We start from the raw sequence: 12,793 nt of genomic DNA, 5'->3' as shown, positions 1-12,793 counted from the left end.
TCGATATGCAGCGGCTGCGGATTGAGCGTCAGCAGGCTGAACATGGTGTTGTCCATCTCCGTGACGGTCCGGGTCAGCGGATGCCTGAACTCCTGGCCCACGGAAAACTCCTCGAAATAAAGTCCGGCCATCGCGGTTTCCTCCCTGTCGTTGCGATCTTGGCCAGCGCCCGCGCTTTAGGGCGGCGCTGCCAGGTGAACTGCTTTTTGCTGCGCGAGCGCTTCGATCTCGTCCCCCGAGAAGCCGGCTTCGTGCAGAATGTCGCGGCCATGCTGGCCGAGCGTTGGCGCCGGGCCGGCCGGCTCGGGCTGGGTCACGCTCCAGGTCGAGGGAACGCGCATCTGGCGGATGCGGCCTTCCACGGGATGATCCACCGTCTTGAAGAAGCCGACCGCATTGAGATGCGGATCGTCCAAAATCGTCTCCAGCGTATGCATCGGCATGACCGGAATGTCGGCGCGCTCCAAGAGCTCACGCCAGTCCGCGGTGCTGCGCGTCAGGAAGATGTGGCCGATCTCCTCGTAGATCTCGTCGATGTGCTTCGTTCGCGACGCATGGTTGGCGAAGCGGGGCTGCTGCAAGAACTCAGTCTGTCCGATCGCCTCAAAGAAGCTGCGCCAGTGCTTGTCGTTGTAGATGAGGACGCAGAGATAGCCGTCGCTGGTCTTGTAGGGTTTTCGATAGCGCGAGAGCAGGCGGGCATAGCCGCCATGGTCGAGCGGCGGATCGTAGGTCAGTCCGCCCAGATGATCGACCAGCACGAATTCCGTCATCGATTCGAACATCGGCACGTCGATGCGCTGGCCGATGCCGGTGCGGCTCTGATGCATCAGCCCGCCCATGATGGCGTTGACCATCATCAGGCCGACGATACGGTCCGCGATCGTGACGGGAACGTAGCGCGGCGTGCCGTCGCCGGCGGCCGCGAGCAGCGTCGGAATCGTGGCCGCACCCTGGATCAGATCGTCGTAAGCGGGTTTTGCGGCATAGGGGCCGGACTGGCCGTAGCCGAATGCGCCGACATAGATCAGGGCCGGATTGATCGCGGCCAGCGTCTCGTAGTCGAGACCGAGCCGCGCCATCGCCTGCGGGCGCACATTGTAGATCAGCGCGTTGGCGCGCTTGGCCAGCCGCAGCAGCGTGTCGCGCCCTTCCGGCTGCTTCAGGTCGAGCACGATGCTGCGCTTGCCGCGGTTGGCGTTGAGGAACATGCCGCCCATGCCGGGTGTGCGGCCGGGTCCGATCTGGCGAACGATGTCGCCCTCGGGACTTTCGACCTTGATGACGTCGGCGCCCATGTGCGCGAGCACCTGGGTGCCGTAGGGGCCCATCAACACGCTGGTCAGGTCGAGAATGGTGAAGCCGGCAAGCGGTCCCATGAGGCCTCGTTGAATGCGTTCACATACGTGGAGTTAGAATTCACATAGCAGGATAGTCAATTTGGCTGGATAGCGCCGCGGCGCATAGCCCTATGCACAATTCATATACTTGACATATAAATTCACATATATGTACTTTTAGCTCAAGCAAGAAGTGGGTGAGGCACCTGTGGCGCGGCGGCAGGTGGCCGTCGCCCCGCGGTTTGCGGCGCGTCAGGGAGAAACGAATGAGGAAAAATCTGGTCTGGGCGGTCTCGGCGCTCGCGCTGTCGCTGCCGGTCTCGACGATGTCGGCGCAGGCGCTGGAGCTGAAGGTCGCCGATAGCTTCCCCGCCGGCCATTATCTCGTCCGCCTGATGCTGAAGCCCTGGATGGACGACGTCACCAAGCGCACCAACGGCGCGGTGACCTTCACCTATTATCCGAACCAGCAGATCGGCAAGGCCGCCGACATGCTGCGGCTGACCCAGTCCGGGGTGGTCGACATCGGCTACATCGGGCCGTCCTATGTCTCCGACAAGATGCCGCTCTCGGAAGTGGCGCAATTGCCGGGTGCATTCCAGACCAGCTGCCAGGGCACGCTCGCCTATTGGAAGACCGCGCGCGAGGGGCTTCTGGCCAAGCAGGAATATGCGCCGAACAAGATCAAGCTGCTGATCGCCGTGGTGCTGCCGCCCTATCAGGTGTGGACCGCCAAGCAGAAGGTCGAAACGACCAAGGACATGGGTGGCCTGAAGCTGCGCACCACCGGCGGCGCGCAGGACCTGACGCTGCGCGCGCTGAGCGCCGTGCCGGTGCGCATGGCGGCGCCCGATGCCTATGAGTCGCTGTCGCGCGGCACCATGGACGGTCTGCTGTTCCCGATGGAGAGCGTCGTGGCTTACGGCCTCGACAAGCTGGTCAAGCATGCCACCGAAGGCGTCAGCTTCGGCAGCTTCATCGTCTCCTATTCCATCAACCAGTCGGTCTGGGACAAGCTCCCGGAAGATGTGAAGAAGGCCATGAACGAGGCCTCCGACGCGATCGAGCCGAAAGCCTGCGCCGACGTCGACAAGGAAACGGATACGACCAAGAAGCATCTCCAGGACCAGGGCGTCAGCTTCGATCCGCTGCCCGAGGCCACCCGCGCCGAGATGAAGGACAAGCTCAAGGGCGTCGGCCAGGAATGGGCCACCGGCCTCGACAGCCGCGGCAAGCAGGCCTCCGCCGCGCTGAAGGAGTTCGAAGGCCTGCTCGCCGCCGGCGGCGCGAAGTGACGACGGTATCCACGAAGGGAGACGCCTGAGGTGATCAAGCGGGCAGGGGATGTGCTCGGCGTGCTGGAGCGCGCGCTGACGGTGATCGCGGTGGTGTTCCTGTTCGTGATCATGATGCTGGTCGTGACCGACGTGTTCATGCGCTACGCGCTGAACCGTCCGTTCTCCTTCACCTACGATCTGATTGGGCTTTATCTCCTCGCCGGCGTGTTCTTCTTCACGCTGTCGGATGGCCTGCGCGAGCACGCCCATGTCGGCGTCGACATCCTGCTGTCGCGCTTCTCGCCGGCGGGACGCCGGCTGTCGGAGATCATCACCGCGCTTGCCGGCCTGTTCGTGTTCGTCCTGATCTGCAAGGTCGGCTTCGAACGCGCGCTGGAGAATTACGAGCAGCACGACGTTCTGGCCGGCGCCATTCCCTGGCCGACCTGGATCTCGGCGGCGTTGGTGCCGTTCGGCTGCGGCGTGCTGGTGCTGCGGCTGGCCATGCAACTCATCGGCAATGTGTTGAGCCTGGTGAGCGGGCGCGACCTCTATCCGCTGCCGCCGGTGACTGGCGTCGGCGAAGCGCGAACCTTCGAGTAACGGCAGGCATCCATGACCCCCTTCATCGTTCTCGCCCTGCTGTTCGGCCTGCTCGCACTCGGCACGCCCGTCGGCTTCGCCATGGCCTTTTCCGGCTCGGTCGGCCTCGTCATGGTCGGCGGTTGGGGAACGCTGTTCGGTATCCTCCAGACCGCGCCGCTCTCGACCGTCTCGTCCTACGAGCTGATCACCATCCCGATGTTCCTGCTGATGGCGGACCTCGTGCTGCTGTCGGGCGTCGCCGACGATCTGTTCAAGACGGCTTCCGCCTGGGTCGGCCGCATCCCCGGCGGGCTCGGCATGGCGACCGCGCTTGCCGGCGCCGGTTTTGGCGCGATCTGCGGCACCTCGACGGCGTCGGCTGCGACGTTGTCTTCGACCAGCCTGCCGGCGATGATCCGCCAGGGCTACGAGCCGAAGATGGCCGCGGGCGTGGTCGCGATCTCCGGCACGCTGTCGATGCTGCTGCCGACCAGCGTCGCGCTGGTCATTTTCGGTCTGCTCGCCGAGGTGAACATCGGCAAGCTCCTGATCAGCGGCATCATCCCCGCGATCCTGGTGACCATCACCATCATGGCCACGATCTACTTCCTGGTCTGGCAGGATCCCTCGCGGGCGCCCGCCGCGAAATCGGTGCCGTGGCGGGAGAAATTTTCGCTGCTGTGGCAGGTCTCGCCGATGGTGGTGCTGTTCTCGATCGTCACCGGCACCATTTATCTCGGCGTCGCGACGCCGACGGAAGCCTCCGCGTTCGGTGCGTTCGGCGCCTTCCTGCTCGCGATAGTCAAGGGCAAGATCACGCCGTCGTCGCTCTACAGAACCCTGCTGCGCGCCTGCCACGGCACCTGCATGATCATCATGATTTTGGTCGGCGCCTCGATCTTCGGCTATTTCTTCACGCTCACCCACGTCACCCAGGATCTCGTCGCCTGGATCGGCTCGCTGCCGGCCTCGCGCTGGGTGATCATTACATTGATCCTGTGCGGCTATATCGTGCTCGGCTCCTTCATGGACCAGATCGCGATTCTGGTGCTGACCGTGCCGATCGTGCTGCCGCTGATCAAGACGCTCGGCTTCGATCCGATCTGGTTCGGCGTGATCAAGATCGTCACCGCCGAAGTCGGCATGATCACGCCGCCGGTCGGGCTGAACTGCTTCATCGTGGCCCGCTATGCCAAGCGGCCGGTGGCGGAAGTGTTCCACGGCACCTTCCCGCATTTCATCGCGCACCTGATTGTCATTGCGATCCTGGTGGCATTTCCGAGCATCATTCTCTGGCTGCCCTCGCAGATGGGACGCTAAGATACGGGCCGTCGCGGCTCCAAGAAGGAGATCATAAACATGGATTTCGCGCTCACCGATCAGCAGGAAGCCATTCGCGACGCCATCGCAAAGATCTGCGCAGGCTTTGACGACGCCTATTGGCTGAAGAAGGACCACGACGGCGGCTTTCCGCACGACTTCCACAAGGCGCTGGCCGATGCCGGCTGGCTCGGCATCTGCGTGCCGGAGGCTTATGGCGGCTCCGGCCTCGGCATCACCGAAGCCGCGATCATGATGCGCACGATCTCGGAGGCCGGTGGCGGCATGTCCGCTGCTTCGGCCGTGCACATCAACGTGTTCGGGCTCAATCCCGTGGTCGTGTTCGGCACCGAGGAGCAGCGCAGGCGCATGCTGCCGCCGATGGTCGAAGGCCGCGAAAAGGCGTGCTTCGCGGTCACCGAGCCCAACACCGGCCTCAACACCACGCAACTCAAGACCCGCGCGGTCGCCAAGAACGACCGCTACATCGTCAACGGCCAGAAGGTGTGGATCTCCACCGCCCAGGTCGCGCACAAGATCCTGCTGCTCGCACGCACCACGCCGCTTGAAGAGGTGCGCTCGCCCACCCACGGCCTCAGCCTGTTCTACACCGATTTCGACCGCAACAAGATCAAGGTCCACGAGATCGAGAAGATGGGCCGCAAGATGGTCGACTCCAACGAGCTGTTCTTCGAGGACTTCGAGATTCCGATGGAGGATCGCATCGGCGAAGAGGGGCGTGGCTTCGAGTACATTCTGGAGGGCATGAATCCCGAACGTATTCTCATCGCCGCCGAGGCGGTTGGCCTCGGAAAGCTCGCGCTGTCGCGCGCGACCGAATATGCCAAGACCCGCATCGTGTTCAACCGTCCGATCGGCAAGAACCAGGGCATCCAGCATCCGCTCGCGATCAACTGGGTCGAGCTGGAGGCCGCCTGGCTGATGGTGATGTCGGCCGCCTGGCAGTATGACAAGGGCATGCCCTGCGGCGCTGCGGCCAATGCCGCGAAATATCTCGCGGGCGAGGCCGGTTTCCAGGCCTGCGAGCAGGCGGTGATGACCCATGGCGGGTTCGGCTACGCCAAGGAATTCCACGTCGAGCGCTACCTGCGCGAGATCCTGATCCCACGCATCGCGCCGGTCAGCCCGCAGCTTGCGCTCAGCTTCATCGCGGAAAAGGTGCTCGGGCTGGCGAAATCGTACTAGGCTGAAGCGCGAACATGTCGGCGGGATCGCCATGAACCTCGCTCATCACCTTCTGCGTGCCGCCAAGGCCGACGCGTCGGCGCCGGCCCTGTTCAAGGGCCTGACGCCGGTGGCCGACTACGGCCGGCTAGCTGCGACGGTGGCTTCGCTGGCGGCCTCGTTGCGGCAGCGCCTTGGTCTCGCCAGGGGCGACCGCGTCGCCTTGCTGATGAAGAACGTGCCGGACTATGTCGCCTGTCTCTATGCCTGTTGGCACGCCGGACTGATCGCAGTTCCCATCAACGCGAAGCTGCATCCGCGCGAAGTTGCGTTCATTCTCGACAATTCGGCTGCCGCGGTGGTCTTCGTGACCGAGGACATGGCGGGCGTGGCGTCAGAAGCGCTGGCAGCCAGCGCAGCCAAGCCGCGCATCATCGAGATCGGCTCGACCGAGCATCGCGGCCTCGAAAAGACTGAAGGCGTCGCCATCGCCGATGTCGCGATCACCGACCTCGCCTGGATCTTCTACACCAGCGGGACCACGGGCCGGCCGAAGGGCGCGGTGCTGAGCCACCGCAATCTGCTCGCCATGGCGCTGAATTATCTCGCCGAGATCAATCCGATTACGCCGGGCGAGGCGCTGCTGCATGCCGCGCCGATGTCGCACGGCTCCGGGCTGTATATGGTGCCGCACGTGCTCGGCATGGGCGCGCAGATCATTCCGGAGAGCGGCCGCTTCGAGCCGGACGAGATTTTGGAGCTGACGGCGAAGCGCGACGGCATCTCCTTCTTTGCCGCGCCGACCATGGTGCGGCGCCTGACGGTCGCGGCGGAAGCGGCGGGCGTGAGCGCGCCGGGGCTGAAGACCATCATCTACGGCGGCGGCCCGATGTATGTGGCCGATTGCAAGGCCGCGCTCGCCGTGTTCGGGCCGAAGCTGGCGCAGATCTACGGTCAGGGCGAGACGCCGATGACCATCACGTATTTGCCGAAATCCATGCATGTCGATGCCGGGCATCCGCGCCACGAGGAGCGATTGGCCTCGGTCGGCATCGCGCAGGGCGTGGTGCAGGTCCGCACTGTGGACGAGACCGGGCACGATGTTGCGCCGGGCGAGATCGGCGAGATCATCGTGCGCGGCGATACCGTGATGTCCGGTTACTGGCAGAATCCGGAAGCGACCGCGACCACGCTGCGCGACGGCTGGCTCTACACCGGCGACATGGGTGCGTTCGACGCRGACGGATTCCTCACGCTGAAGGACCGTTCCAAGGACGTCATCATCTCCGGCGGCACCAACATCTATCCGCGCGAGGTCGAGGAAGCGCTGCTGCGGCATGAGGCCGTGGCCGAGGTCTCGGTGATCGGCCGACCGCATCCGGAATGGGGCGAGGAGGTGGTGGCCGTCGTCGTGCCTGTCGCGGGCAGGGCGGTCACGCGGGACGAGCTCGACCAGATCTGCAATGCCTGGATCGCGCGCTTCAAGCGGCCGAAGCATTACTACGTCATCGGCGAATTGCCGAAGAACAGTTATGGCAAGATCGTCAAGACCGAGCTGCGCACGCTCCTCAGCGAGTGCTCCGCGCGGCTGGCGCCGATGGACTGACGCGGAGATGCCAGGGGACACGTCGCCGATCGACTTCTCCGGCCTGATCCGGGAGGGCGATCTCGTCGTGTGCGGGCAGGCGACGGCGGAGCCGGTCACTTTGACTGAAGCACTGATGGCGCAGGCCGGGCATCTGCCTTCGTTCCGCATGATGGTCGGACCAATCTTCTCGGACACGTTCTCGGCGGCGTGCGCGCCCAACGTCTCATTCCAGAGCTATGGCGTGATCGGCAATGCGCGGCGGCTTGCGAAGGCCGGACGGCTCGAAATGATCCCGAGCAATTACAGCGCCTTCTGCGCCGATTTTACCGTGCGCCGCCACCGCGCCGATGTGGTGCTGGTGCAACTCGCGGAAGCCGGCGGCGGCCAATTGAGCGCGAGCCTGTCCAACGACTATGTCATCGACGCCGCCCGGGGCGCGCGCCTGGTCATCGCCGAGATCAACCCGGATACGCCTTGGACGTTTGGCGCGGAATGGCCGGAAGACGCGCCGATCCATATGCGGGTGGCGGCGCGCCGTCCGCCTGTCGAACTGGCGCCGACGCCGCTCGATGACGTCTCGCGAAAAATCGCCGCACATGCGGCAAGCCTGATTGCCGACGGCAGCACGCTGCAATTTGGGGTGGGGCGAATTCCGGATGCGATCCTGTCCTCGCTCTCCCATGCGCGCCATCTCGGCATCCATTCCGGCCTGATCAACGACGCGGTCGTCGACCTGATCGAGCGCGGCGCGGTGACGAATGCGGAGAAGGGTATCGATGCGGGGATCACCGTCACCAATCAGGTGATCGGCACAAAGCGGCTCTATCGCTTCGTGCACCAGAACAAATCGGTTGCGGTGCGACCGACGTCCCATACGCACGACCAGGGCGTGCTGGCGCGGATCAACCGGCTGGTCGCGATCAATTCGGCGCTTCAGGTCGGATTGGACGGTGCAGTCAATTCCGAGACGCTGAATGGCGTTGCGATCGGAGCGATTGGCGGCCAGCTCGATTTCGTGCGCGGCGCCAATTCGTCACCCGGGGGCAGGGCCATCATCGCGCTGCCGGCGACGGCCTCCGACGGGACCAGCCGGATTGTCGCTGATGTCGAGACCGTGACGACACCGCGCGCCGACGTCGACGCCATCGTCACCGAATGGGGCATCGCGGAGCTGCGCGGCTGYGGTCTTGCCGAGCGCGCGCGCCGCATGATCGCGATCGCGGCGCCCGAACACCGCGACGCGCTCTCCGCGCAGCTTCGCGCCGCGTTCTAGCGCTTCAGTTCATCATCGCCAGCGTCGGACGCTGGCTCTCTCCGGCGTCGATGATCCCGGGCAGATCCGTCGCCTCGCCCGCGATCATGCCCGACATCCGCCAGAACAGGTGGGCGAGGCGGGAGAACACCAGCCGCTCGCGCTCGGCGGGGACCGTGCCGTCCGGGATCGTCACGGTTTCCAGGCCGACGATCCTTTTGAAATCGGGCCAGATCGTCATCGACTGCGCGATCACCGAGTAGCAGCGCGGATCGTCATCGCTCTCGTCCGGCGCGACCGGCAGGCCCGGATATTGCACCGGCGCCGCATAGAACTTGTAGGCGCCATAGCCGAGCCGGAGCAGCAATTTCTCGGAGACGGCGACGTCGGCGGCAAAGGACACCAGGCGCGCCTGGCTCAGCACGTCCGGTTCGATCGCGGCGAGGTCCTTCGCCCGCAGCGCCGAGCAGAAGGCGAGGTCGGGATGGTGCTCTCTGAGCAGATTGGCCAGCGGCTGTTGCTGTTGCACGGTGTCGGTGAGCAGGATGATGGTCTTGAGCATCTCGGATGTCCCTCAGGGGAAAAGATGGCGAGCGGTCAGGGTCGCGTCGTCGGAGGCGTGGGCTGCGAAGAAGTCGTTGGCGATGCGCTGTCCCGGCGCGATCTCCAGGATTCGGTAGCGGGCCTGTGCCGCGGCGTCGCGCGCGGCACCGACGTCCTCCTGCCAGGCGCAGAGCGACAGCTCCAGCCGGCCATATCCGCCGCAGTCCGCCGCATACGCGCCGGTGACGGCCTCCACGGTCGCAGCCACCGCGCCCGCATCGCTGGCCGAGATGTCGCGCAGGATCACGGCGATGCCGTTGCCGGCTTCGGCCTTCGACGTCATCACCATGAAGGCGTCGCGGGCGCCGGTGCGGCCGGCGCGGCGCGCCACGCGCACGAGGCTCGCAAAGGCCGGGTCGGGGCCGAGCTCCATCGTCGTCGTCTGCCGGTCATGCAGGATCGTGGCGCGCGACGCGGCGAGGTCGCCCTTCAGCGCATGATAGGACCGCGGCAGCCACACCGTGTCGAGCGGCACCTGGGACGAGGTGAGGCTCCAGGCCTGGTCGAGCAGATAGCCCTCCCAGATTGCGGGATAGGACGCGGCGAGCTGGTGCCAGCTGCGCAGCAGCCGTTCGGCGGCCTCGGAGCGCCCGAGATAGAGCGTGCGCGCCGACATCTCCCAGCGATTCCATTTGTTGAGCGCGACGTCGCAGCCGAGGAAGGACGGCAGCAAAGGCGGCACCCACAACGCGGCGCCGGATTCGACGAAGAGCAGCGGCTCGCGATACTTGTTCCACATCCGCACCATGAACTCGGCCTTCTCGAAGCAGAGGATGCGGTCGTCGAACTGGGTGTCGATCGGCTCGATGTGGCCATCGAGCCGCAGGCGTTCGAGCGATTGCCTTAAGGCCAAGGATGCGCTGTCGTCGCTGCCGCGCGGATAGCAGGAGACGATTCGCGGCCGGACGGCGGAGGCATCCGCGGCAGAGAGAAATGTCGACCAGCCGATGCCGCCCCACCACATCTCGTGGGGGCCGTCCGCACCGCAGGGACCGACGGTGCCGAACTCGGTCAGCTTGGACTTGAGGAAATCGAAGCCGGGATTCTCGCTTGCTGGAATGACGACAGCGCAGGCGGGATTGAGCGCGCGGTAGAACAGCTCGGCGGCCGCGCCGCTCATTGGTTCCTTCAGGATGATGACGCCGTTTCGCCGTCCCTCGGTGGTGCCGTCCAGCGCCGGCGCACCGTACTGGCCGGTCAGCCAGCCCAGCCGGTCGCGCTGGGCCCGGCCGAGCCGGATGCCGCCGGAGTGCAGCAGCCGATCAAGGTTTTCGTGCGTCCCGTCCGTCAATTCCGCGCCCCTCGTGCCAGCCCTTGAACTTCAACGGCCGGCGCGGCGCGATCAGGCGCACTATTTGGCGGTGGAACCGAGCGGCGTGATTGCGACGGAATAGATCGTGACGTCCTGCCTCGTCGGGGCGGCCGGGATCAGCAGGCAGCCATCGTCGCTCTCGGCACGGTAATGTTGGCCGTTCCGTTGCAAGCCGGCATAGACCAGGCTTTCGGCGGCAATGCCGATGACGTCCTGGCTTTCGGCGGCGTCGCGGATGTCGTCGCCGGACTGGATGGTCACGCCATGAAGCAGGCCTTCCGGCGCGAGGCTCGGCAGCGGCAGCGCGATCGTTGCGATGCCCATGGCACGTGAGATCGGAATGCGCACGCGCAACTCGCCGAGGCCGGTGCGATGGACGGTTGCCGTCTCCAGCGTCGCTTCGCCAGTCGCGCCGAACAAGCCGATCCGGACCGTGCCACAAGGGCTCTCTTCAAAGACGTCAGCCGGCAGGTGGTTCGCGCCGAACAATACGTAGAGATAAGCGTGGGACGGTGACAGGCGCGCAAAACTGCCCGCGAGCCACATCGGCGGCGCGGCCGACGTGCAGGCCGCGGAGAGGCCGCGGGCGGTGATCTGGTTGCGGACAAAATCGCGGTCGAGCAACGGCGCCAGCGCATGTGTGCCGAGATTGACGTCGTGCTTCAATCCGCCGAGCAGCGTCAGTTCGTCATGGTCGGGAAGCAGTAAGAGGCGCGCCAGCACCACCGCGCTCCAGCGTGCGGCGATGTCCGGCGCGGCGTTGGGATTGAGACAAAAGGCGAGCGCGACATCCTCGGCGCTCGCTGCAAAGGCCACGGCACCGGCCTGGATCTCCGCGGCGAGCGCGATCTGGCTTGGGGGGCGCGGATTGATCTCGCGCAGCACCTGGCCGCCGTCATAATCCCGGACCGATCCGTCCGCCGAGCAACAGGCCTGCTCCAGCAGCGCGACGTTGCGGATCAGCATGCGCTTGACGTGGGGCGTCACCACGAGGTCGGAAACGAATCCTTCCGCGCTGTCGTCCTCGGCGAGATCGTCGAAGGCGTCGTCGAGCGAGATCAGATAGGCGCCGTGGAGGCGGATCCTGATGCCTTCCCGGTCGAAGATGCGCCGCAACGCCTTCTGCACGCTGCCCGAATAGCCGAGATCGGCGAGCACGAGGTCGGTGCAGCCGTCGAAGCCGGGAATCGCATGACGCAGATAGGCCAGCAACCGCGCGCGCAGGCCCGCCGCGAGCTCGACGATGTCGGACTCATCCATCAGGTCGGGAAGCGCTTCGGCCAGCGCTTCGCCCGTGGCGATGCCGTCGGGGAAGCCGGCAAAGAACGCGGCAACCTTCGGCGGCAGGATCTTGATCATGTCGCCGAAGGTCGGGGCGTCGATCTTGAAGACCTTGCGCAGGAGATCGACCAGCGGCTGCATCGTATCGGCCGAGGCGATCAGGCTGACGCGGCGGTTGATCTCGAGATAGGCCGCCGTCGTGCCGTGCAGGTCCTGCCAGATCCGGTGCGGCAGAAAGCCGTCGCGGCCGAGAAAGCCGAGCGCGACCTTTCGGCCGGGGCCTGCAACGTCCTGGCAACGCTTCGCGACGAAAGCATCGAAGGCCGCCATCACCGGGCCGAGAACCGCCAGCCCCAGGTGAAAGGCAGGAGATTTTTCGGCGCTGCGCGCGGCGACCATGCGCCGCAAGGTGCGTGCGCCGTGATCGAGCCGCGACGGAGTGCCCGCACATAAAAGCCCGTACAGCGCCGTCTCGCGCTGGAACTTCGATGCCAGTTGGGGCGTGGCCTGCGGATAGTACCGCGGCCGAATGCCGTGGCGCTTCGCGCCCTTGATGTCGGCCTTGTCGTTATCGCCGACGTGAAAGGAGCTGGCGGCGTCGATGCCTTGCTCAGACAAATATTTGGCGAACAGGGCCTCGCTCTTGCCGCTGCCGTGGTCGCAGGACGCGTAGAGAAAGTCCCATGTCAGCCCGGGGCGGCAGGCCTGCAGCAGCCGCGCCAGCCGGTCGGAATCCCAGTAGGTGTCGGAGATGAATCCGACGCGGTGRCCGGCGCGCTTCATGTCCAGATATTGCCGAAGCATGTCCGGATTGGCGCGGCAGAGCTCGAGCTCGGCTGTGAATTCCGATTCGACGAGATCGTTCAGGTCGCGGCGCGTGAGGCCGAACAGCCTGAACGGAAAACAGGAATAGATCTCGGCGATGTGGATTTCGCTCGTGCCGCGCTTCTCCTTCGCGGTCCTGCGCGCTCGCGCTTCGGCCTGAATGCGATGCTGAACGAAACTCGCGGAAACATTCGGACAAGTTCTTGAAATGCCGGAGAGCTCGTA

The 12,793-nt window shown here is 65.3% G+C and carries 10 protein-coding genes and 1 pseudogene; 6 read left to right on the top strand and 5 right to left on the bottom strand.

From position 1 onward, the window contains the following. Both ACXJL8_RS18195 and ACXJL8_RS18190 read right to left on the bottom strand, forming a co-directional pair. Positions 1-131 (bottom strand): annotated as a pseudogene (locus tag ACXJL8_RS18195) (MaoC family dehydratase); the annotation flags it as partial. A gap of 45 nt (positions 132-176) precedes the next feature. Then, the gene (locus tag ACXJL8_RS18190; protein ID WP_456618010.1) at positions 177-1,379 is read right to left on the bottom strand and encodes a CaiB/BaiF CoA transferase family protein; all 1,203 of its coding nucleotides are present in this window, start codon (positions 1,377-1,379) and stop codon (positions 177-179) included. A 227-nt stretch (positions 1,380-1,606) separates the two neighbouring features. Here ACXJL8_RS18190 and ACXJL8_RS18185 point away from each other — a divergent pair, with 227 nt between their 5' ends. The 6 genes from ACXJL8_RS18185 to ACXJL8_RS18160 are packed head-to-tail and all read left to right on the top strand — an operon-like array spanning position 1,607 to position 8,568. Next, positions 1,607-2,635, top strand: coding sequence for a TRAP transporter substrate-binding protein (locus tag ACXJL8_RS18185; protein WP_456618009.1), 1,029 nt, complete (start codon positions 1,607-1,609; stop codon positions 2,633-2,635). Positions 2,636-2,665: 30 nt separating this feature from the next. After that, the gene (locus tag ACXJL8_RS18180) at positions 2,666-3,220 is read left to right on the top strand and encodes a TRAP transporter small permease (protein WP_456618008.1); all 555 of its coding nucleotides are present in this window, start codon (positions 2,666-2,668) and stop codon (positions 3,218-3,220) included. Positions 3,221-3,232: 12 nt separating this feature from the next. Continuing rightward, positions 3,233-4,522, top strand: coding sequence for a TRAP transporter large permease (locus ACXJL8_RS18175; RefSeq protein WP_456618007.1), 1,290 nt, complete (start codon positions 3,233-3,235; stop codon positions 4,520-4,522). A gap of 39 nt (positions 4,523-4,561) precedes the next feature. Further along, entirely contained in the window at positions 4,562-5,728 is a 1,167-nt protein-coding gene (locus tag ACXJL8_RS18170; protein WP_456618006.1) for an acyl-CoA dehydrogenase family protein, read from the top strand. A gap of 31 nt (positions 5,729-5,759) precedes the next feature. After that, complete coding sequence (locus tag ACXJL8_RS18165; protein WP_456618005.1) at positions 5,760-7,313, top strand: class I adenylate-forming enzyme family protein; 1,554 nt, start codon at positions 5,760-5,762, stop codon at positions 7,311-7,313. A 7-nt stretch (positions 7,314-7,320) separates the two neighbouring features. Then, positions 7,321-8,568 (top strand): acetyl-CoA hydrolase/transferase family protein, encoded by a 1,248-nt coding sequence (locus ACXJL8_RS18160; protein WP_456618004.1) that lies wholly within the window; start codon positions 7,321-7,323, stop codon positions 8,566-8,568. 4 nt (positions 8,569-8,572) lie between these two features. Here the strand turns inward: ACXJL8_RS18160 and ACXJL8_RS18155 are convergent, their stop codons facing one another. The 3 genes from ACXJL8_RS18155 to ACXJL8_RS18145 all read right to left on the bottom strand — a co-directional run. Continuing rightward, positions 8,573-9,109 carry a hypothetical protein gene (locus tag ACXJL8_RS18155; RefSeq protein WP_456618003.1) on the bottom strand — a complete coding sequence of 179 codons (537 nt, stop codon included), beginning with the start codon at positions 9,107-9,109 and terminating at the stop codon, positions 8,573-8,575. Between the two features lie 12 nt (positions 9,110-9,121). Further along, the gene (locus ACXJL8_RS18150) at positions 9,122-10,441 is read right to left on the bottom strand and encodes a hypothetical protein (RefSeq protein WP_456618002.1); all 1,320 of its coding nucleotides are present in this window, start codon (positions 10,439-10,441) and stop codon (positions 9,122-9,124) included. Between the two features lie 60 nt (positions 10,442-10,501). Continuing rightward, positions 10,502-12,793: hypothetical protein (locus ACXJL8_RS18145; protein WP_456685352.1), on the bottom strand; the 2,292-nt coding region annotated here is incomplete at its 5' end.

The sequence above is a fragment of the Bradyrhizobium sp. P5_C11_2 genome, from assembly GCF_054049755.1.
Note: the sequence above shows the minus strand (reverse complement) of the source record. Positions and strands in the feature narration are given on the sequence as shown.